The sequence below is a fragment of the Pseudomonas marginalis genome (assembly GCF_001645105.1).
Classification (GTDB): domain Bacteria; phylum Pseudomonadota; class Gammaproteobacteria; order Pseudomonadales; family Pseudomonadaceae; genus Aquipseudomonas; species Aquipseudomonas petroselini.
The window spans coordinates 532-20,919 of sequence record NZ_LKEG01000032.1; the positions used below are offsets into that span (position 1 = coordinate 532).

Consider the following 20,388-nt stretch of genomic DNA (forward strand, 5'->3'; position numbering starts at 1 on the left):
AGCGGGAGCAAGCACCTACACGTCACAACAGTGTCCGAGCCAGTGCCTTTTTCCACGCTGAATAACGCCCCGCCATCGCGCAATCATCCTGCGGCTCAAACCGCTCCCGCTGCCGCTCCAGCGCGCCCAGCGCTTCATCACTCACCCACACCCCCAACGCCCGCCCCGCCAGGTGCGCCGCGCCCAGCGCCGAGACCTCCGGCGACAGGCTGCGCACCACCGGGCGTTGCAACAGGTTAGCCAAAAACTGCATCAACCAACGGTTGCGCGTCGCGCCGCCGTCCACCCACAGCTCCTTCAACGGGCTGCCGATGTCCTGCTGCATGGCCTCGAAGACATCCCGGATCTGATACCCAATCGACTCCAGCGACGCCCGCAGGATATGCGCGCCGGAAGTGGCCTCGGTCAGCCCGCAGATCAAGCCACGTGCATCCGCCTGCCAGTGTGGCGCGCCCAGCCCGGACAGCGCCGGCACAAAATACACGCCACCGTTGTCGGGTAGTTGCGCGGCCTGCTCGGTGAGCACATCCAGGGATTCCCCCGCCACCAGGCGCGAAGCCCACTGCACGGCGGCGCCGGTGTGGACGATGTTGCCTTCCATGCCGAACGTCGGTTGGCCGCCGTCATGCCAGGCCAGGGTGGTGGACAGCCCGTGCGTCGAGGCAATCGGGCCGCCCATGGGCGTCATCAACGACGAGCCGGTGCCGAGCGTCGCTTTCACCAGCCCCGGCGCGAAACCGCCCTGCCCGTACAGCGCTGCGTGGGAGTCACCGATCATCGACATCACCGGGATGCCGGCGGGCAAACCACCCGCCGCGACGGTTTCCGCAAAAAAGCCGGCGCTCGGCTGGATGGGCGCCAATGCGGCCAGCGGAATCTGGAACAGGTCCAACAGCACCGGGTCCCAGGCACAGGTGTGCAGGTTGAACAGTTGAGTGCGCGCCGCGTTGGAGTAGTCGGTGGCGAACACCTGACCGCCGCTGAGCTTCCACAGCAGCCAGCTGTCCACCGTGCCCAGGCAGATATCGCCGGCGGCGGCGCGTGCGTGGCCATCCTCAAGGTGGTCGAGAATCCAGCGGAACTTGCCTGCCGAGAACATCGGGTCCAACGCCAAGCCGGTTTTGTCCAGAATCAGTGCCTCATGCCCCTGCTCATGCAACTGGGCACACAACGCGGTGGAGCGTCGGCATTGCCAACTGATGCACGGCGACAGCACTTCGCCGGTATGCCGGTCCCAGGCCACCACCGATTCACGCTGGTTGCTGATCGCCAGCGCGGTGATCGGCCGGTCCACTTGGGCCAGGCATTCTTCGATGGCGGCCAGGGTGCTGTACCAGATCAGCAGCGGGTCCTGCTCGGAAAACCCCGGCTGCGGATGGGTGATGCTCAGCGGCCGCGAGCCCCGTGCAATCACCTGCCCGCGTTCGTTGACCAGCACCGCCTTGGCGTTGCTGGTGCCTTCATCTATCGCCAGGATCAGCGGAGTGTTATTCGTCATCGCCTTCACCGCAACCGAGTGGCAGCCGCCACAATCCCAGCCGCGTCGATGTTATGCAAGGCGCGGGTCGGTTCGCGGGCGCCGGCGGCGGCATATTCGCCATCACCAATACCCAGGCGCACCAGGGCAATTCCAAGCCCGGCTTCGGCCAGCACTTCGGCGACCAGGCTGCCGACGCCACCGTTGATATTGTGTTCCTCGACGGTGATGACCGCCCGCGTGCCACTCAGGGCGCTAAGCAAGACGTCACGCTGCAACGGCCGGATCGACGACAGGTTGATCACCTGCACCTGGATGCCCTGCTCCGCGAGAACCCGTGCCGCGTCCACCGCTTCATGCACCACCGAGCCCAAGGCGACGATGCTCACGTCCGCGCCCTGGCGCAGGATATCCACCTGCCCCGGCACGAATTGATAGTCGCCCGTATGCACATCCGGCAAGGCCTTGCCGTCGAGACGGATATACACCGGGCCGTGGTAGCGCAGCGCATAGTCGACGATCTGCCGGCATTCAATCGCGTCGGCCGGTGCGAAAATCTGCACATTGCCAAAGCCACGCATCACCGAGATATCGTCGAGGCTGTGGTGCGTGCTGGCCAACGGGCCATAACTGGCGCCGGCATTCAGGCCGAACATTTTGACGTTGGCCTGGTTGTAGCAAACGTCGACTTTGATCTGCTCGTTGGCGCGCGAAATCAGGAACGGCGCCGCGTTGCAGGTCGCGGCGATCTTGCCGCCCAGGGCCAGGCCGGCGGCGACGCTGACCAGCGACTGCTCGGCAATGCCGACATTGATCAACCGCTCGGGAAAACGCTGCGCAAACGGGCCGATCTTGGCCGTGGAGGTGGAGTCGCTGACCACCGGCACCACGTCCAGTCCGGCATCGACGGCGGCAATAAAGGCCTCCACCATGACGCTCGCCAGATGTTCACTCGCCATGACTCAACTCCTCCAGTGCCGCGTTGATTTCATCACCCTTGGGCACGCGGTGGTGCCATTCGGGACGGGCTTCGATAAACGACACGCCCTTGCCTTTGATGGTGTGCGCGATCAGCACCTGGGGCACGCCGGTCTTGGCCTGCATGCTTTCCAAGGCTTCGATCAACTGGCCCACGTCGTTGCCGTCGCACTCGCTGACACGGAAGCCGAAGGCCGCCCATTTCACGTCCAGCGGGTCGAGGGGCATGATCTCGGCCGTCAACCCCGCCAGTTGCAACTTGTTCTTGTCGACGATCACGAACAGGTTATCCAGGCCGTACTTGGCGGCAGCCATCGCCGCTTCCCAGTTGGAGCCTTCGGCCAGTTCACCGTCGCCGGTCAGCACGTAGATGCGTTTTTTGCTGCCGGACATCTTCGCCGCCAACGCCAGCCCTACCGCCACCGGCAAGCCGTGGCCGAGGGCACCGGTGTTCAGTTCGATGCCGGGGGTTTTCTGCCGCACCGGGTGGCCCGGCAGGTGGGAGTTGAAGTGTTGGTAGGTGGGCAGCCAGTCCACGGGAATGTAGCCCGCCTGCGCCAGGCAGCAGTACAAGCCGCCGACACCGTGGCCCTTGCTCTGGATATAGATATCGCGCTCAGGGTCTTCGATACGCTCCGGCCCGGTATTGAGAATGCGGAAATACAGGGTGGCGAGGATATCGGTTTCCGAAAGGTCGGCCCCGGTGTGGCCGCCGGCCGGTGAGTCGGCATTCAGGCGGATCACATGGCGCCGGATCAGGCGGGCCTGTTCTTTGATCTGGTGGGCGTCGTACTGGAAGGCATTCATGCAGCGGCTCCTTTGAGGCTGACCACGCGGGGGTGAACGTGTGCAAAGCTGTGTTTGAATATTTATTCAGCAATGACAATATATTTCTATTTAGACGCCGAACGTTCAGCAGGTCAAGTGAATGACCGGTGGAAAAATGAAATAAAAACTGGAAATACCCCTCGGACAAACGGCCAAAATCCTACGCGCGCTTATCTATCCCGTGGCTTTGCGCGGGGTGAAAGTGGCGACCTAGAGGCATATTGGAAAAATTAAGCGCTTGACTTTGACACGGTGTCACTGGAATCTGAATTAACAGTCAAGCACGCATAAATATTCAAAGCGCTTGAAAGCACTCCAAAAAAAATAAATCAGGAGAACACTGTGGACGCCAAAGCTATTGTCCAGCACCCGGCCGAACTCAAGCCGCCCCACCGCCCACGGTTGGTGAAACTGCTCCCCAGCAATATCGGCGGCCCGCTGATCGGCCTGGTGCTGCTGGTGCTGGTCTTCTCCTTCAGTTCCGAATTCTTCTTCTCGCTGCGCAATGGCCTGAACATTCTTGATCAGGTCACGGTGCTGGGCATCCTCGCGATCGGCATGACCGCCGTGATCGTGATCGGCGGCATCGACCTGTCGGTGGGGTCGGTGCTGGCCTTCTCGATGATGATGCTCGGTTGGCTTTACCAGGATCAGGCGGTGCCGCTGGGCTTTGCGATTCCCATCTCGATTGCCAGCGGCATGCTTGCGGGGCTGGTGTCCGGCGGCTTGATCACCTACGCCAAGCTGCCCCCCTTCATTGCCACGCTAACCATGATGTCGGTGGCGCGTGGCCTGGCGAACATCCTCACCGAAGGCCGGCAGATTGTCGGCTACCCGGACTGGTTCACCAGCCTGGCCACGGTGCGTCACTTTGGGTTTCTGTCGGCAACCGTCGGGCTGTTCCTGGTGATGCTGGTGGTGGCCTGGGTGTTCCTGCGCTTTCGCGCCGGCGGCCGTAACCTGTATGCCATGGGCGGCAGCCCGGAAGTGGCACGCCTGTCCGGCATCAAGGTGCGCGCGATCACCCTGTGGGTGTACGCCATCAGCGGTGCGCTGGCCGGTATCGCCGCCGTGACCCTGGCGGCACGCCTGGACTCTTCGCAACCCAGCGCCGGGCTGAGCCTGGAACTGGACGCCATCGCCGCCGTGGTGATTGGCGGCGCCAGCCTCAGCGGCGGCGTCGGCAGCATCGGCGGCACCCTGGTCGGTGTGCTGATCATTGGCGTGTTGCGCAATGGTCTGAACCTGCTCGGTGTTTCGCCCTTTATTCAACAAGTGGTGATAGGCGTGGTCATCGCCCTCGCCGTCACCATCGATACCCTGCGACGCCGCTCCAGCACTGCCCGTTAAACCTGTTCGACAGTTGACACCCTCCAACAATAAAACCAGGAGTCACCGACATGTTCAGCCCCAAGAAACTGCTGTTGGCCACCGCCCTCGCGGCTGCCACCCTCACCGCTGCCGGCACCACCTGGGCCAAGGACCTGACCATCGGCCTCGCCGTGGCCAACCTGCAGGCCGACTTCTTCAACCAGATCAAGCAATCGGTGGAAGCCGAGGGCAAGGCCAAGGGCATCAAGGTGATCACCGTGGATGCCCAGGGCAACTCCTCCACCCAGGTCAGCCAGATTGAAGACCTGATCACCCGCCAGATCGATGTGCTGATCTACATTCCGGCCGGCGCCACCGCCGCCGGTGTGCCGGTGAAAGCCGCCAAGGCCGCCGGGATCCCGGTGATCGCCGTCGACCGCAACGCCCCCGATGCACCGGGCGATACCTTCATCGCCAGCGACAGCGTGGCCGGTGCCAAGACCCTGGCCGAATACGTCGGCAAGCTCACCGACGGCAAGGGCCGCATCGCGATCCTGCAAGGCCAGCTCGGCACCACCCCCGAGAATGATCGCGCCAAGGGTTTCGAAGAGGGCTTGAAAGCCTTCCCGGACCTTAAAGTCGTCGCCCAGCAACCCGCCGAATGGGCCCAGGACAAAGGCTTCGCCGTGGCCCAGGACCTGCTCCAGCGTGACCCGAACATCACGGTGTTCTTTGGCCGTGCCGATGCCATGGCCTTGGGCGCCGCCCAGGCGGTGAAGGTCGGCAACCTCGATCACAAGGTGGTGGTGGTCGGTTTCGACGGCGATGTGGCCGGGCTCAAGGCGGTGCAAAGCGGTGTGCTGAACGCGACCATGACCCAGCAGACCCAGAAAATGGGGCGTCTGGCCGTGGCGTCCGCCATCGACCTCAAAGCCGGTAAAGACGTGCCTAAGGAACAACTATTGCCGACTGTGCTGACCACCAAAGAAAACGTCGCGCCGTTCCTGCAACAGCACCCGTAAGCCTTGGAGGTCGTCATGCAAGCAGCAGCCCTGGACACCGACCGCGCCGACGCGGTGCTGTGCCTGCGCAATATCAGCAAGGCCTACGGGCCGGTGCAGGTACTGTCGCAGGTCAACGTGGACATTCGCCCCGGCGAAGTGTTGGCCCTGCTCGGCGAGAACGGTGCGGGCAAGTCGACCTTGTCGTCGATCATCGCCGGGCTGGTACAGCCTGAAGCCGGGGGCAGCATGACCTGGCTTGGCGCGCCTTACGCACCGGCTTCACCGGGTGCGGCACTGGGCGCAGGGATCGGCCTGATCCACCAGGAAATCCGCCTGCTGCCGCAATTGTCGATCGCCGAGAACATCTTCGTCGGCCGCCTGCCCATGCGTCACGGGCGGGTGGACCGCGAGTACATGGAGACCCAGGCGCAGATCCAGTTGGAGCGCCTGGGGCTCAAGGTGCCGGCGTCGCGCAAGGTCGAAGGCCTGAGCGTGGCGGCCCAGCAATTGGTTGAAATCGCCAAGGCGCTGACCCTCAAGGCCAGCCTGTTGATTCTCGACGAACCCACCGCTGCCTTGGGCGGGGAAGAAACCGAGTTGCTGTTCAAGCAGGTGGAACGGCTCAAGGCCGAAGGCGTGTCGTTTATCTATATCAGCCACCGCCTGGAAGAAATCGCGCGCATCGCCGACCGCGTGCTGGTGCTGCGCGACGGTCGCCAGATCGCCTTGCACGCCACGGCGCAAGTGCCGGTGCGCGAACTGGTGGAGCAGATGGTCGGGCGCAGCCTGGAGCGGATTTTCCCTGCCCTGCAAGCGCCACAAGAGCAGGTGATGTTGCAGGTCAAGGATTTGAGTTGCCGCGAATTCGCCTTGCACGGCATCGACTTCAGCGTGCGTGCCGGTGAAGTGTTCGGCATTGCCGGTGTGGTGGGCGCCGGGCGCACCGAACTGGTCCGCACCATTGCCGGGGCGGCCCAGGACATCCAAGGACATTTAGTGCTGGATGGCGAAGTGCGCCACTTGCGCTCGCCCTTTGAGGCGATCCAGGCCGGCGTGGTGCTGGTGCCCGAAGACCGCAAGCAGCAAGGCGTGGTGGTGGAACATCGCATCGAAGACAACCTGATCTACGGCAACACCGACCTGCTGGATAAACGCGGCTGGGTGTTCCCTGCCCCGCTGCGCGAATTCGCCCGCACGGCGGTGGCGCGGCTGGGGGTGAAAGGTGCGCCGCAGTCGCGAATTTCCAGCTTGTCGGGCGGTAACCAGCAGAAGGTGATCATTGCCAAATGGCTGGCGCGCAATCCCAAGGTGTTCATCCTTGACGAGCCGACACGCGGCATCGACGTGGGCGCACGGGCGGCGATCTATGAAGTGATCGCGGACCTGGCGGCCAAGGGCATGGCGGTGATCGTGGTCAGTTCCGATCTGGATGAAGTGCTCGGCCTGTCCCATCGGGTGATGGTGATGAGCCGGGGGCGGCAGATGGGGATTCTGGAGCGTGGCGAGGCCACCCCGGTGTCGGTGATGGAAATGGCTACTGCATAACCCACAAACAATGAAGATCCAATGTGGGAGGGGGCTTGCTCCCGATGGCGGTGGTTCAGTTGAAAAAGTATGACTGATACACCGCTATCGGGAGCAAGCCCCCTCCCACAGGGGATCCACTGTGATTTCAAGAATGGAGTTATTCATGCAACTTTTCAGTCTTCAGGGCCAAGTGGCCTTTGTCACCGGCGCCGGCAGCGGCATTGGCCAGGCGATTGCCGTCGGGCTCGCCGAAGCCGGCGCCGATGTCGCCTGCTTCGATCTACCAGGCAGCCCCGGCATCGCCAGCACCGTCGAACGCATCCAAGCCCTCGGCCGTCGCGCCCTGGCCTTGAGCGGCACCGTCACCGAACGCGCCGCACTGGATGCCGCGGTCGCGCGCACCGAATCCGAACTCGGCGCATTGAGCGTCGCGGTCAACTGCGCCGGCATCGCCAATGCCCAGGCCGCCGAAGACCTCGAACTGCAACGCTGGCAAACCACCCTGGACATCAACCTCACCGGCATCTTCCTCAGTTGCCAGGCCCAGGCGGCGGTGATGTTGCCCCGAGGCAAAGGCGCCATCGTCAATATCGCCTCAATGTCCGGCAGCATCGTCAACCGTGGCTTGCTTCAAGCGCACTACAACACCTCCAAGGCCGGCGTGATTCACCTGAGCAAAAGCCTGGCGATGGAATGGGCCGACAAGGGCTTGCGGGTTAATTGCATCAGCCCTGGCTACACCGCCACGCCGATGAATTCGCGCCCGGAAGTCGCCGACCAGGTGAAGATTTTTGAACAGACCACGCCCATGGGCCGCATGGCCAGCGTCGAAGAAATGGTCGGCCCGGCGATTTTCCTGGTCAGCCAGGCCTCGTCTTTCTGCACCGGTGTCGACCTGTTGGTCGATGGCGGCTTTGTGTGCTGGTAACCATGGGAACCCTTGTCATGTCGCAACGATTCAGCGGTAAAACTGTGGTGATCACCGGCGCCTGCCGGGGCATCGGCGCCGGCATTGCCGAGCGCTTCGCCCAGGAAGGCGCCAACCTGGTCATGGCCTCCAATGACCTGGAGCGCGTGAGCTTCACCGCCGACCAACTGGCCCAGGAATACAAGGTAGACACCCTCGCCCTGGGCATCGACGTCACCCGTGAAGACGACATCGAAAAGCTCTACCGCGAAGGTCACGCGCGCTTTGGCAGCATCGACGTGTCGGTGCAGAACGCCGGCATCATCACCATCGACCACTACGACAAGATGCCCCGCGCCGATTTCGACAAGGTGCTGCAGGTGAACACCACCGGCGTCTGGCTCGGCTGCCGGGAGGCGGCCAAGTACATGGTCAAGCAAGGCAGCGGCCGGCTGATCAACACCTCTTCCGGCCAGGGCCGCCAGGGGTTCATCTACACGCCGCACTACGCCGCGAGCAAGATGGGCGTGATCGGCATCACCCAGAGCCTGGCACTGGAGTTGGCACGGCATAACATCACGGTGAATGCGTTCTGCCCCGGCATCATCGAAAGCGAGATGTGGGACTACAACGACCGGGTATGGGGCGAGATCCTCAGCACCGACGAGAAACGCTACGGCAAGGGTGAATTGATGGCCGAATGGGTCAAGAACATTCCTCTGCGTCGCGCCGGCAAACCCTCGGATGTGGCGGGATTGGTGGCGTTTCTCGCCTCGGACGATGCGGCGTACCTGACCGGCCAGGCGATCAATATCGACGGAGGCCTGATCATGTCGTAAGGGTTTGGTATCCTCACGGCCATTGTGTCATGCCTTTTACTATAAAGAGCCCTGAGGCCTTCATGAGCCAGATCGAAGAACAGCGCCTGATCACTAAGATCGCGAGCCTCTATTACGAAGAAGGGCTCAAGCAGTCCGAGATTTCCGCGCAACTGGACCTGTCCCAATCCTTTATCAGCCGTGCCCTGCGCCGGGCGCTGCAGGAAGGCGTGGTGAAGATCACGGTGATGCGCCTGCAAGGCCTGCACCTGGAACTGGAAACCCAATTGCAGCGCCGCTACGGCGTGCGCCGGGTGATCGTGGTGGAAGCCACCGAGCCCGGCAATGACGAGAGCATCAAGCAGGCCATCGGTTCGGCTGCCGCCCACTACCTGGAAACCAGCCTGTCGCCCCAGGACCATATCGGTATTTCGTCATGGAGCAGCACCATTCGCGCCATGGTTGGCCACTTGCATGCGCAACCCGGCAAACAGGCCGCCCAGGAGGTGGTACAACTGTTGGGCGGCGTCGGCCACAAGGGTGCGTTTGAAGCCACCTTGCTCACCCAGCGCCTGGCGACCCTGCTCAACTGCCCGGCGTTTTTGCTGCCGTCGCAGAGCATCGAGCAATCGGTGCAGAGCAAGCAGCGCATCGTTCAGATGGAAGAGGTCAAGGAAGTGCTGCAGCGCTTTGACAGCATCACCCTGGCGATTGTCGGCATCGGCGACCTGGAGCCCTCGCAACTGCTGCGCAACAGCGGTAACTACTACACCGAGGACATGCTGCGCCTGCTCGCCGAACGCGGCGCGGTGGGCGATATCTGCCTGCGCTACTTCGATGCCCAGGGCAAACCGGTGCTGGAGGAAGATGAAGAATTCGTCGTGTCAGTGGCGCTGCCCAAGCTGCGCGCCATCCACCGTGTGCTTGGCCTGGCCGGTGGGTTGAACAAGGTCCAGGCCATTCGTGGCGCGCTCACGGGCGGCTACCTGGACATCCTGATAACCGACCTGGACACCGCACAGGCCCTTAACCAATAACTTTTTTGGAGACCGCCGCTCATGACGTCCAAGCTCGAACAACTCAAGCAATTCACCACCGTGGTCTGCGACACCGGCGACCTGGAAGCCATCAGCCGCCTGCGCCCGGTGGATGCCACCACCAACCCGTCCCTGCTGCTCAAGGCCGCCGCCATCCCGGATTACGCCGAGCTGCTGCGCAGTGCGGTGAGCCTGTCCAAGGGTGATGTGGACCTGGCCTGTGATCGCTTTGCGGTGTCGGTGGGCTGCGGCATTCTTAACGTGATTCCGGGGCGCATTTCCACCGAAGTCGATGCGCGGCTGTCCTTCGACGAAGACGCGCTGTGGGCCAAGGCCAACCAGTTGATCGCGTTGTACGACCAGGCCGGCGTCGGCCGCGACCGCGTGCTGATCAAACTGGCCTCCACCTGGGAAGGCATCCGCACCGCCGAACGCCTGGAAAAGGCCGGCATCCAGACCAACCTGACCCTGCTGTTTTCGTTCGTCCAGGCCGCCGCCTGCGCCGACGCCGGGGTGTTCCTGATTTCGCCGTTCGTAGGCCGCATCTATGACTGGTACCGCAAGAACACCGGTCTGGATTACACCGGCGCAGAAGACCCAGGCGTGCAGTCCGTGACGCGGATCTACAACTACTACAAAGCCAACGCCATCAAGACCGTGGTCATGGGCGCCAGCTTCCGCACCCTCAGCCAGATCGAGCAACTGGCGGGCTGCGATCGCCTGACCATCAGCCCCGAGCTGCTGCAAAAGCTCGATGAAGACCAGGGCCTGCTGGAGCGTCAATTGAATCCGGGGGCGGCCGGCGAGTCGCGCCAGACCCTCACCGAAGCGCAGTTTCGCTGGGGTTCCAATGAAGACGCGATGGCCACCGAAAAACTGGCTGAAGGCATTCGCCAGTTTGCCCGCGACCAGGAAAAACTCGAGGCGGTCCTCGCGGCACTGTAGGCCCCGCCCTGCCCCGGTCAATCCCGAGCGCCCGCCGATGATCGTCAGGCGGGCGTTGGTTTGTCGCCGTCACCCAACGACCGCGCCGCCCAGGCGCCCATCACCCCACCCACCACCGGCGCCAGCCAGAACATCCAAAGCTGCGCAATGTACTCCCCACCGGCAAACAACGCCGGCCCGGTGCTACGAGCGGGGTTCACCGACGTATTGGTCACCGGGATCAGCACCAAGTGGATCAAGGTCAGCGCCAGGCCGATGGCGATCGGTGCAAAGCCCGGCACCGCGCCCGGTGCGGTCACGCGCATGATGATGAATACGAAGAAAAACGTGGCGATCAGCTCGGCCAGCAACGCGGCCTTCACGTCGAAGAGCCCAGGGCTCAATGGGCCGTAACCGTTGGCGGCGAAACCACCCACCGCGAAGTCAGGCTGCCCGTTGGCGATCAAGTACAACGCCGCTGCGGCCACTATTGCGCCGCAGACCTGCGCCGCGATGTACGGCAACACCTCTGCGCCGTCAATGCGCCGCCCCGCCCACAGGCCAATGGTCACTGCCGGGTTGAAATGCCCACCGGAAATACCGCCTACCGCATAGGCCATGGTCAGGACAGTGAGACCAAACGCTAGCGAAACACCGACAAAACCAATACCCAAACCCGGGAATGCAGCGGCCAAGATGGCGCTGCCACAGCCGCCGAACGTCAGCCAGAACGTACCGATAAACTCTGCGGTCAAACGCTTTTGCACAATCGACTCCATTGCTGTTCAAGTGCCGTCGCCACGGGAAGTGGGCGGTCGCGGGCGACGGTAGCAATGGGTATCAAAATGTTGTGTAAGACTTATCCTGTATCAACCGTTTACAACGCCCTGGCCAAATTTCCTGATCGCCAGGCAATACCCAATCAACGCCACCGCTGCCAGCAAACCGCCCGCTGCACCGATCCAGGCGAAGCCGAACTGGCTGCCGACCCAGCTGCCCATCAGGGCGCCGCCGCCGATGCCGATGTTGTAGATGCCGGAGAACATCGCCATGGCCACGTCGGTGGCATCCGGCGCCAGCACCAGCACCTTGGATTGCATGGCCAGGCCGAAGCCCATGATTGCCATGCCCCAGAAAATGCTCAGGGTCACCAGGTACGACTCGGCGCCGCTCAACGGCAGCATCAGCGCCAGGCACGCGGCCAGGATAAACACGGCGCCGACCACGAACAGGTGGGGGTTGAAGCGGTGCACCAGGCTGAACAGCAACGAGCCGATGATGCCTGCGCCGCCGAACACCAGCAGGATCAGGGTCACGGCGCTGCCGCTCATGCCGGCCACCCCCTCGACGAAGGGTTCGATGTAGCTGTAGGCGGTGAATTGCGCGGTGACGGTCATGGCGGTGAGCACATACAACGCCACCAGCGCCGGGCGCTTGAACAGCAGCGGCAGGCTGCGCAGGGAACCGGAGTTCTGGCTCGGCAACAGCGGCAAGGTGCGCGCCAGCCAGAACACCAGTGCGGCGGCAAAGGCGCCGATGACCAGGAAGGTGGTGCGCCAGCCCATGGCTTCGCCCAGCAGGCGGCCGAGCGGAATACCCAGGACCATCGCCAGCGAGGTGCCGGTGGCCAACAGGCCGAGGGCTTGCACCTGCTTGCCTTCCGGCGCCAGGCGTACCGCCAGGGACGCGGTGATTGACCAGAACAAGGCGTGGGACAAGGCAATGCCGATACGGCTGACCATCAGCAGCCCAAAGCTGGTGGCGACGCTGGAGAGGATGTGACTGACGATAAACATGCAGAACAACACGATCAGCAGCTTGCGCCGTTCGACGTTACGGGTCAGCAGCATCACCGGCAACGAGGTCAGGGACACGATCCAGGCGTAGATGGTGAGCATCAGCCCGACGCTGGACACCGGCATGTCGAAGCTGGCGCCGATGGCGCTGAGCAGCCCGACGGGCACGAATTCAGTGGTGTTGAATACAAACGCGGCCAACGCGAGAGCGATGACCGGTTGCCAATTGGCTTGGGGCGTTGCGGCTGAAATGCTCATTGAACGGCGCGGTACTCTGGCGTTGATGACGCGGGGGCGGTGATCAAGCGGCTACCCGGGACCAGCGCCGCCGCCGAGTATTCTATAGGTTTCTGGCCCCGCTGTTGATGCGGATCGTCGCCCGAGGGCTCAAAGCACCGTCAGCGTGATCACGTAGTTACCCGACTGAATCCGCTTACCGGCGCCATCCACCAGCACATACTGCTGGTCGTAGTAACGCCCGCTGACGCTGTCCGCCACCAGCCGCACATGGGCTGCGTTGACACTGGCGACCGGCGCCATCTCGCGCACCTCCAGGCGACTGCCGAGGTTGGCCTGGGCGCAGCCTTTCAACTCCACGACGGAGCCGCTGCGCGCATTTGTCGCACACCCTGGCTCGACAATACTGCCCCTGAATTCAATCGTGCCCTGCCCCACGGTTTGCGCCGCATCGCTTACCCCCGCCCATAGGCACAGCAGGCTGGTAAACATCGAAATACCTTTACTGCTCATGGCGACACTCCTGACTGGGCGCTTACCCACTAAGTCGTCTGGCCGAGCATTTACTTGAGGTTATTTGGTAACGGCTGTGACATTGATCAAGGATCCACCTGCCCCATCAGCTCTGGAATGCTCTCCGGTCGCTTGGCATAACGCTGGGCCAACGCCGCGCAGACCATCAACTGGATCTGGTGAAACAGCATCAATGGCAGGATCAGCACCCCCATGGTCGCCCCGGCGAACAGCACCTGGGCCATCGGCACACCAGTGGCCAGGCTCTTCTTCGAACCGCAGAACAAAATGGTGATGCGGTCTTCCTGGTTAAAACCAAAAGCCTTGCCCAGCACCGTGGAGGCCACCAGCACCAAGGCCAGCAACACGCAGCACGCGACCACCAGGCCGCCGAGTTCCCACAACGGGATCTGGTGCCAGATGCCTTCGTTGACCGCCTCGCTGAATGCGCCGTACACCACCAGCAGGATCGAGCCTTGGTCGACGAACTTCAGCCAGGATTTATTGCGCCCCACCCACTCCCCGATCCAACGGCGGGCGATCTGCCCGGCGATGAACGGCAGCAGCAGTTGCACGCTGATTTTCAGGATCGCGTCGACGGTCGAGCCACCCTCGCCGTGCACGTTGAGCAGCAGGGTCACCAGCAGCGGCGTGAGGAAGATGCCGAACAGGCTGGACGCCGCCGCACTGCAAATCGCCGCCGGGATATTGCCCCGCGCCAGCGACGTGAAGGCAATCGCCGATTGCACCGTGGCCGGCAAGGCGCAGAGGTAGAGCATGCCCATGTACAGGTCTTTGCCGATCAGCGGCGACAACACCGGCTTGAGCGCCAGGCCCAGCAGCGGGAAGAGCACAAAGGTCAGGCTGAACACCAGCAGGTGCAGGCGCCAGTGGCCGGCGCCGGCGACGATAGCCTGGCGCGACAGCTTGGCGCCGTGGAGGAAAAACAGCAGCGCGATGGCCAGGTTGGTCACCCAGCCGAACGCCACGGCGGTCTGGCCGCTGGCGGGCAGCAGGGAGGCGAGGATCACCGTGGCGATCAGCGTGAGGGTGAAGTTGTCGGGCAGAAAACGGGGGCGAGTCATAAGCAGGATCTTCCGGGGGTTGCCAAGAGCGTCATCGCGACTCTAACGTAACGACCTGTTACCGACTAACGCCAATGAGCCAACAAATGCCGCCTAAAGGACATGACAAGACCGTCCGCCGCAGCGTGCCCGGGCTTTCCAGCCTGCCACGACCGGTGTATGGGCGCACTGAATCCTTGCCTAATCGTGCGCTGACCCGCCGGCACAGCCACCCGTGGGTGCAATTGTCCTACGCGATTTCCGGGGTGCTGGAGATCCAGACCAGCGTCGGCCGCTTCGTCGCGCCGCCCCAGCGCGCGGTGTGGATTCCGGCGGGAGTGCCGCACCGGGTGTTCAGTTCGCCGCATACCGAAATGCGCAGCCTGTACCTGGATTGCAGCGTCACCACATGGGCGACGCAGCGCTGCCATGTGTTGGAGGTGAGCAGTTTGCTGCGCGAGTTGATCCGCAGCTTCAGCGCAGTGCCGGTGGCATATGCCGAGGACGGCCCGGATGGGCGCTTGGCCCAGGTGCTGCTGGATCAGTTGGCGGCGGCGGCGCAAATCGACTTGATGTTGCCTTTGCCCCTGGACCCGCGCTTGCGGCAGATCTATCGCAGCCTGAACCTGCACCCGGAGCAGCAGACCACGTTGGGGCAATGGAGCCAGAAGCTGGGGGTGAGTGAGAAGACACTCAGCCGGTTGTTCTTGAGTGATACCGGGCTGACCTTTCGTGCCTGGCGCCAGCGCCTGCGGTTGTTGAGCGCCCTGCCCGCCCTGGAGCAAGGCGAGCGGGTGACGGACGTGGCGCTGGGGTGTGGGTATGAATCGACGTCGGCGTTTATCAATGCGTTTCGGCAACAGTTCGAGGCCACACCCGGTGAGTTTTTCCGCTGATCATCCCCGTACAGGGCGTTGGCCGCGGTCACCGCACGGGATATCAAAAACGTTGGCCAGGCGCCTGCGCCCTTTGGCAGTCACTGTCAGCGCGCGCGAATCGAGCGTTCGCGTCAGCCACCCATTCGGATGACTCAACATCCATTGTTCGATGCTCCTCGAAGTGACAGCGATATCGGCAGAATACTCTACACACCAGCCCAGGAGAGATGCCGATGAATAACACACGTTTTTTTGGCCAGACCGTACTCAGGTGTACGTTCGTGCTGGCAATCATTGGTTGGGGCGTCGGGTTCTACGGCCCGCCGATTTATATGCAGGCCGTCATGGATCGCACCGGGTGGCCGATTACCCAGGTTTCAGCGGCGGTGACACTGCATTTTCTCAGCGGCACCCTGGTCATCGCCAATCTGCCGCGGCTGTACGGGCGTTGGGGTGTGCCCGCGGTTACTTGGCTGGGGAGCCTGATCCTGGGCATCGGGGTCAATATCTGGGCTCAAGCCGACGCGCTGTGGGTGTTGTATTTCGGCGCCATGTGCTCGGGTATCGGCTGGGTGACCTTGGGCGCTGCGGCCGTCAACACGCTGATCGCGCCCTGGTACATCAAAGGGAGGCCGAAGGCGCTGGGCAAGGCCTACAACGGTGCCAGCCTGGGTGGCGTGATCTTCTCACCGCTGTGGGTACTGTTGATCGAGCGGTTCGGCTTTGCCATCGCGGCCCTGGTAATCACCCTGGCAACCATTACGCTGACTGCCGGGTTTGCTTTGTGGGTGTTTGGCAAAACGCCGCAGAGCATGGGACAGCAACCTGACAATCTCGCCGCGCCGCCCGCACCGCCGCTCCATGCCCCCGCCATCCCCTGGACGACCGCGCAGACATTCCGATCGGCACAATTCCGCACGCTGGCCGCCGGCATGTCCCTTGGTCTGTTTGCACAGATTGGGTTGATCGCCCATCTGTATTCGATCCTGGTCGTATACCTGGGCGCCCGCCCTGCCTCATTCGCCATGGGCTTGGCCACCGCCAGCGCCATGGGCGGGCGATACATCGTCGCGCACTGGATGACCCAAGACATCAATCGTCGCCATTTGGCTTGTCTGGCTTATGGGGTTCAGGTGCTGGGCACCTTGATGTTGCTTGGCCTGCATTTGCACCCTGCGGCCGCCTGGATAGCCGTCGTACTGATCGGTTCCGGGATCGGCAATGCCACATCGCTCCCACCGCTAATCGCGCAGACCGAGTTCAGCCACGAGAATACCGCGAAGGTCATTGCGCTGATGGTTGCCCTCAGCCAGGCAATCTACGCTTTCGCACCTGCCTGCTTCGGCCTTGTACGCGCTGCCCTTGCCGACCCGGAAGAGGCGATCGTTGCCGTGGTGATGGTGGCCGTCACCGTTCAACTGCTGGCGATTCTTACCTTCTATCGCGGCGCGGCCAGGCGTCCAAGCAGAACGACCGCTTACTGAGCCCTCACTTTAACCAGGCAACCTCAGCTGCCGTTGCCGCCATGCGCCTCTTCGAAGAAGTAATCCTTCCAACTCGCGGCTTTGTTTTTCAACACACCCAGTTCCTGCAATTTCTCGGCGTAGATGTAGGTACGCTGCGGCACGATGGTGAAGTCAATCTCCGGGTCCTGGACGATCTTCTCCACCAGGTCCAATGGCAGCTTCGACTGCTCTACGCGGATATACGCCCTGGCGGCGGCGGGCTTGTCGGCCTTGATGATCTTCTCGGCTTCGGCCAGCGCGTCATAGAACGCTTTGTAGGTCTTGGGGTTCTCGTCGTGGAATTTTTGCGTGGTGTACAGCACGTTGAACGTCGCCTGGCCACCGAGGATGTCGTAGGAACTCAACACCTTGTGCACATTCGGATTGAGCAACTCCTGGTACTGGAACGGCGGGCTGGAGAAGTGCGCGTTGATCTCCGAGCCACCGGCAATCAAGGCGGCGGTCGCGTCGGGGTGCGCCAGGCTGATGGAGATGTCGTCGAACTTCTTGTAATGGGCATCGCCGAACTGCTTGGCGGTCTCGATCTGCAAAGTGCGCGACTGGAAACCCACACCGGCGGCGGGCACGGCGATACGGTCTTTTTCGCTGAAGTCCTTGAGGGTCTTGACGTTGGGATTGTTGGTCAACAGGTAGTTGGGCATCGAGCCCAGGGAGGCGATGGCCTTGACGTTCTGCTTGCCCTTGGTGCGGTCCCACAGCGTCAGCATCGGCGGCACACCGGCGGAGACTACGTCGAGCGCGCCGGCCAGCAGTGATTCGTTCATTGCGGTAGCGCCGGAAATGCTGTTCCACTCCACCTGGATGTCCAGGCCCTGCTCCTTGCCGTGCTTTTCGATCAGGTGCTGGTCGCGCACCACATCGAGGATCAGGTAGCCGATACCGAATTGCTGGGCGATGCTGATCTTGCCTTCGGCCTGTGCACCGATACTGATCAAGGCTGTCGCAGCCGCCATCAGGGTCAGGGAAGAACGCTTGAAAGTCATGGGAGTCTGCCGCGTTTTAAGAAGGTGATGGAGCCTAGCGACGTTTTTTAAGACTGGAAAAGAATATCGGGATCTATTGTTATGCAAATGGCCCACAAACAAGCGCCCGGCTGCTATTGTGCCGCGCTTTGAAAAACTGCCGAACCAGCGAGGAAATGGACGTTGAACACTGACGAAAAAATGACCGGGGACCTGTTCGAGGTTGATAAACGCCTGTCACTCAAGCCCGTGGTGGACTTCAACACCTACCTGCGCAGCGCATTCGGCGATGGCCCGTGCACCTGCATCCGCTGCACCACCGGTAACGGCGATGAAAGCGGCTATGCGTTCCAACACAGCTTCACCTTCGACGGCAAGCCCACCCAGCGCCGCTTCGCCACCACGGCGGGCAGTGATGTGTTGCAGGTGTTGAAGAAAGCCTGGTTGTCGTACACCAAGGCCGAGCTGCCGCTGAGCGGTGTGCTGGCGCTGGATACGGTGAAGGAATTTGTCGAGCCGCAATTACATAAACGCCTGACACCGCTGTTTTTGGCCAGTGGGTTGGTCAAGGACGTGGACGGTGAGTTGCAGATTCAGCCGCAGGCGGCGTAATACCGACTACCCCTTAGGCGCGCTGTTGCGGATGGCGAAGATGGCGAGGAAGGCGGCGCCGCAGATTCTGGCAGTGAAAACACCGTAAAACGTGGCGAGGGCGCTTGCTCCTGTTGGGTCGCGAAGCGGCCCCAGCGCTTTGTTTAAAAAGACTGGGACTGCTACGCAGGCCAACGGGAGCAAGCTGCCACAGGTACAGCGTGCACCCTGTTGGGTTTACTTGCGTGCGGCCTCCCACTGCTTAAGCAAGTCGTTGTAGCTCACGGTTTCGCCTTTCGGTTTTTCATTCGCCAGTTTCGGTTTCGGTGCGCCCGGTTGGTCGAACCAGTATTGCGCATCACGCTCGGGGTTCATTTTCGGGCCGCAGACCGGTTGCACCTTGGAGCGTTCCAGGCGCGTCATGATCGCGTCCTGCTCCTTGGCCAGGTTATCCAACGCTTGTTGTGGGGTTTTCTCGCCGCTCGCTGCAGCGGCGATGTTGCTCCACCACAGTTGCGCCAGGCGTGGGTAGTCCGGCACGTTGGTGCCGGTCGGGGTCCATTCCACACGGGCCGGGCTGCGATAGAACTCCACCAAACCACCGAGTTTCGGCGCCAGGTCGGTCATGGCCTGGGAGTTGATGTCCGACTCACGAATCGGCGTCAGGCCGACGATGGTTTTCTTCAACGAGACGGTTTTCGAGGTCACGAACTGCGCGTAGAGCCAGGCCGCGAGTTTCTGTTTCTCTGGGGTGGATTTTAGGAAGGTCCAGGAACCCACGTCCTGATAGCCCTTCTTCATGCCCTTTTCCCAGTAAGGCCCGACCGGCGACGGGGCCATGCGCCATTTCGGCGTGCCGTCGGCGTTTACCACCGGCAGGCCCGGCTTGGTCATGTCGGCGGTAAACGCGGTGTACCAGAAGATCTGCTGGGCGATGTTGCCTTGGGACGGCACCGGGCCGGATTCGGAGAAGGTCATGCCTGCCGCTTCCGGTGGCGCGTAGGCTTTCATCCAATCCACGTATTTCTGGGTGGCGAACACGGCGGCCGGGCCGTTGGTGTCGCCGCCACGGGTCACGCTGGAGCCCACCGGGTGACAGTCCTCCACACGAATGCCCCACTCGTCCACCGGCAAACCATTGGGCAGGCCCTTGTCGCCGCCACCGGCCATGGAGAACCATGCATCGGTGAAGCGCCAGCCCAGGGACGGGTCTTTCTTGCCGTAGTCCATGTGCCCATAGATACGCTTGCCGTCGATCTCCTTGACGTCTTCGCTGAAGAACTTGGCAATGTCTTCATAGGCCGACCAGTTCACCGGCACGCCGAGGTCATAGCCGTACTTTTCTTTGAACTTGGCTTTCAGCTCCGGGCGCTCGAACCAGTCTGCGCGGAACCAGTAGAGGTTGGCGAACTGCTGGTCGGGCAGTTGGTAGATCTTGCCGTCCGGCGCGGTGGTGAAGGAGATGCCGATGAAGTCCTTGATATCCAGGGTCGGTGAGGTGAAGGCCTTGCCTTCATTGGCCATCAGGTCGGTGATGGATTCGGTCTTGCCGTAGCGAAAGTGTGTACCGATCAGGTCCGAGTCGTTGACCCAGCCGTCATAGATATTTTTGTCGGACTGCATCTGGGTTTGCAGCTTCTCCACCACGTCACCTTCCTGCAGCAGGTCGTGGGTCAGCTTGATCCCGGTGATTTCACTGAAGGCCTTGGCCAGCACCTTGGATTCGTACTCGTGGGTGGTGAGGGTTTCCGACACCACGTTGATCTTCATCCCACGGAACGGTTCGGCGGCCTTGATAAACCACTTGAGTTCCTCGAGCTGCTGGTCAGCCGTGAGGGTGGACGGTTTGAACTCGCTGCCGATCCATTTTTTTGCGGCATCTTCATACGCATCGGCCCACGCCGAAGCGCTCAAACCGCTGAGGGCCAGTACGGCGGCCAATGAAATGCTATGTCGCAGCTTATTGTTTTTATTCAACATAGAGACCTCCTGGTTGTTTATTCATAAGGG

At 62.1% G+C, this 20,388-nt stretch carries 19 protein-coding genes; 10 read left to right on the forward strand and 9 right to left on the reverse strand.

Features of this window, described 5'->3' with window-relative positions:
- Window positions 1-22: 22 nt before the first annotated feature.
- From AO064_RS08305 to AO064_RS08315, 3 genes are read right to left on the reverse strand one after another with little or no spacing between them, the layout of a single operon-like run.
- The gene (locus AO064_RS08305) at window positions 23-1,498 is read right to left on the reverse strand and encodes an FGGY family carbohydrate kinase (RefSeq protein WP_064052987.1); all 1,476 of its coding nucleotides are present in this window, start codon (window positions 1,496-1,498) and stop codon (window positions 23-25) included.
- Window positions 1,499-1,503: 5 nt separating this feature from the next.
- Complete coding sequence (locus AO064_RS08310) at window positions 1,504-2,436, reverse strand: transketolase family protein (protein WP_064052988.1); 933 nt, start codon at window positions 2,434-2,436, stop codon at window positions 1,504-1,506.
- Window positions 2,426-3,262 carry a transketolase gene (locus AO064_RS08315; protein WP_012724866.1) on the reverse strand — a complete coding sequence of 279 codons (837 nt, stop codon included), beginning with the start codon at window positions 3,260-3,262 and terminating at the stop codon, window positions 2,426-2,428. Before AO064_RS08315 ends, AO064_RS08310 begins: the two co-directional genes overlap by 11 nt.
- 363 nt (window positions 3,263-3,625) lie before the next feature.
- On the opposite strand from AO064_RS08315, the gene AO064_RS08320 reads away from it, so the two are divergent.
- The 7 genes from AO064_RS08320 (at window position 3,626) to tal (ending at window position 10,832) form a co-directional block, all read left to right on the forward strand.
- Window positions 3,626-4,633, forward strand: a complete 1,008-nt coding sequence (locus tag AO064_RS08320) for an ABC transporter permease (protein WP_012724867.1) — start codon at window positions 3,626-3,628, stop codon at window positions 4,631-4,633.
- 50 nt (window positions 4,634-4,683) lie between these two features.
- Window positions 4,684-5,616 (forward strand): sugar ABC transporter substrate-binding protein, encoded by a 933-nt coding sequence (locus AO064_RS08325; RefSeq protein ID WP_064052989.1) that lies wholly within the window; start codon window positions 4,684-4,686, stop codon window positions 5,614-5,616.
- Window positions 5,617-5,631: 15 nt separating this feature from the next.
- Window positions 5,632-7,143, forward strand: a complete 1,512-nt coding sequence (locus AO064_RS08330) for a sugar ABC transporter ATP-binding protein (RefSeq protein ID WP_064052990.1) — start codon at window positions 5,632-5,634, stop codon at window positions 7,141-7,143.
- Between the two features lie 145 nt (window positions 7,144-7,288).
- Entirely contained in the window at window positions 7,289-8,053 is a 765-nt protein-coding gene (locus AO064_RS08335; protein ID WP_012724870.1) for an SDR family oxidoreductase, read from the forward strand.
- Window positions 8,054-8,070: 17 nt separating this feature from the next.
- The gene (locus AO064_RS08340) at window positions 8,071-8,871 is read left to right on the forward strand and encodes an SDR family oxidoreductase (protein WP_064052991.1); all 801 of its coding nucleotides are present in this window, start codon (window positions 8,071-8,073) and stop codon (window positions 8,869-8,871) included.
- 62 nt (window positions 8,872-8,933) lie between these two features.
- The gene (locus tag AO064_RS08345) at window positions 8,934-9,887 is read left to right on the forward strand and encodes a sugar-binding transcriptional regulator (protein WP_012724872.1); all 954 of its coding nucleotides are present in this window, start codon (window positions 8,934-8,936) and stop codon (window positions 9,885-9,887) included.
- Between the two features lie 21 nt (window positions 9,888-9,908).
- Entirely contained in the window at window positions 9,909-10,832 is a 924-nt protein-coding gene (gene tal / locus AO064_RS08350; protein ID WP_064052992.1) for a transaldolase, read from the forward strand.
- Between the two features lie 44 nt (window positions 10,833-10,876).
- On the opposite strand, the gene aqpZ is transcribed toward tal, so the two are convergent.
- The 4 genes from aqpZ to AO064_RS08370 form a co-directional block, all read right to left on the reverse strand.
- Window positions 10,877-11,590, reverse strand: a complete 714-nt coding sequence (aqpZ, locus tag AO064_RS08355) for an aquaporin Z (protein WP_064052993.1) — start codon at window positions 11,588-11,590, stop codon at window positions 10,877-10,879.
- A 90-nt stretch (window positions 11,591-11,680) separates the two neighbouring features.
- A complete protein-coding gene (locus AO064_RS08360; RefSeq protein ID WP_012724875.1) occupies window positions 11,681-12,865 on the reverse strand; it encodes a sugar transporter in 1,185 nt (394 codons plus the stop codon).
- 129 nt (window positions 12,866-12,994) lie between these two features.
- Window positions 12,995-13,357 (reverse strand): hypothetical protein, encoded by a 363-nt coding sequence (locus AO064_RS08365; protein ID WP_064052994.1) that lies wholly within the window; start codon window positions 13,355-13,357, stop codon window positions 12,995-12,997.
- Window positions 13,358-13,443: 86 nt separating this feature from the next.
- Entirely contained in the window at window positions 13,444-14,442 is a 999-nt protein-coding gene (locus AO064_RS08370) for a bile acid:sodium symporter family protein (protein WP_012724877.1), read from the reverse strand.
- Window positions 14,443-14,528: 86 nt separating this feature from the next.
- Here AO064_RS08370 and AO064_RS08375 point away from each other — a divergent pair, with 86 nt between their 5' ends.
- Entirely contained in the window at window positions 14,529-15,317 is a 789-nt protein-coding gene (locus AO064_RS08375) for an AraC family transcriptional regulator (RefSeq protein WP_046034649.1), read from the forward strand.
- 215 nt (window positions 15,318-15,532) lie between these two features.
- Complete coding sequence (locus tag AO064_RS08380; protein ID WP_064052995.1) at window positions 15,533-16,783, forward strand: MFS transporter; 1,251 nt, start codon at window positions 15,533-15,535, stop codon at window positions 16,781-16,783.
- Window positions 16,784-16,806: 23 nt separating this feature from the next.
- Here the strand turns inward: AO064_RS08380 and AO064_RS08385 are convergent, their stop codons facing one another.
- Window positions 16,807-17,808 (reverse strand): ABC transporter substrate-binding protein, encoded by a 1,002-nt coding sequence (locus AO064_RS08385; protein WP_064052996.1) that lies wholly within the window; start codon window positions 17,806-17,808, stop codon window positions 16,807-16,809.
- Between the two features lie 162 nt (window positions 17,809-17,970).
- On the opposite strand from AO064_RS08385, the gene AO064_RS08390 reads away from it, so the two are divergent.
- Window positions 17,971-18,399 carry a hypothetical protein gene (locus tag AO064_RS08390; protein WP_012724881.1) on the forward strand — a complete coding sequence of 143 codons (429 nt, stop codon included), beginning with the start codon at window positions 17,971-17,973 and terminating at the stop codon, window positions 18,397-18,399.
- A 216-nt stretch (window positions 18,400-18,615) separates the two neighbouring features.
- Here AO064_RS08390 and AO064_RS08395 read toward each other — a convergent pair whose 3' ends face one another.
- Window positions 18,616-20,358 carry an ABC transporter substrate-binding protein gene (locus AO064_RS08395; RefSeq protein ID WP_012724882.1) on the reverse strand — a complete coding sequence of 581 codons (1,743 nt, stop codon included), beginning with the start codon at window positions 20,356-20,358 and terminating at the stop codon, window positions 18,616-18,618.
- Between the last annotated feature and the right edge of the window lie 30 nt (window positions 20,359-20,388).

Bases quoted from the DNA above. Each gene is read 5' to 3' on its own strand.
- AO064_RS08305 (WP_064052987.1), bottom strand. From the start codon at position 1,498: ATGACGAATAACACTCCGCTGATCCTGGCGATAGATGAAGGCACCAGC.
- AO064_RS08310 (WP_064052988.1), bottom strand. From the start codon at position 2,436: ATGGCGAGTGAACATCTGGCGAGCGTCATGGTGGAGGCCTTTATTGCC.
- AO064_RS08315 (WP_012724866.1), bottom strand. From the start codon at position 3,262: ATGAATGCCTTCCAGTACGACGCCCACCAGATCAAAGAACAGGCCCGC.
- AO064_RS08325 (WP_064052989.1), top strand. From the start codon at position 4,684: ATGTTCAGCCCCAAGAAACTGCTGTTGGCCACCGCCCTCGCGGCTGCC.
- AO064_RS08330 (WP_064052990.1), top strand. From the start codon at position 5,632: ATGCAAGCAGCAGCCCTGGACACCGACCGCGCCGACGCGGTGCTGTGC.
- AO064_RS08335 (WP_012724870.1), top strand. From the start codon at position 7,289: ATGCAACTTTTCAGTCTTCAGGGCCAAGTGGCCTTTGTCACCGGCGCC.
- AO064_RS08340 (WP_064052991.1), top strand. From the start codon at position 8,071: ATGTCGCAACGATTCAGCGGTAAAACTGTGGTGATCACCGGCGCCTGC.
- AO064_RS08345 (WP_012724872.1), top strand. From the start codon at position 8,934: ATGAGCCAGATCGAAGAACAGCGCCTGATCACTAAGATCGCGAGCCTC.
- tal (WP_064052992.1), top strand. From the start codon at position 9,909: ATGACGTCCAAGCTCGAACAACTCAAGCAATTCACCACCGTGGTCTGC.
- aqpZ (WP_064052993.1), bottom strand. From the start codon at position 11,590: ATGGAGTCGATTGTGCAAAAGCGTTTGACCGCAGAGTTTATCGGTACG.
- AO064_RS08360 (WP_012724875.1), bottom strand. From the start codon at position 12,865: ATGAGCATTTCAGCCGCAACGCCCCAAGCCAATTGGCAACCGGTCATC.
- AO064_RS08365 (WP_064052994.1), bottom strand. From the start codon at position 13,357: ATGAGCAGTAAAGGTATTTCGATGTTTACCAGCCTGCTGTGCCTATGG.
- AO064_RS08370 (WP_012724877.1), bottom strand. From the start codon at position 14,442: ATGACTCGCCCCCGTTTTCTGCCCGACAACTTCACCCTCACGCTGATC.
- AO064_RS08375 (WP_046034649.1), top strand. From the start codon at position 14,529: ATGCCGCCTAAAGGACATGACAAGACCGTCCGCCGCAGCGTGCCCGGG.
- AO064_RS08380 (WP_064052995.1), top strand. From the start codon at position 15,533: ATGAATAACACACGTTTTTTTGGCCAGACCGTACTCAGGTGTACGTTC.
- AO064_RS08385 (WP_064052996.1), bottom strand. From the start codon at position 17,808: ATGACTTTCAAGCGTTCTTCCCTGACCCTGATGGCGGCTGCGACAGCC.
- AO064_RS08395 (WP_012724882.1), bottom strand. From the start codon at position 20,358: ATGTTGAATAAAAACAATAAGCTGCGACATAGCATTTCATTGGCCGCC.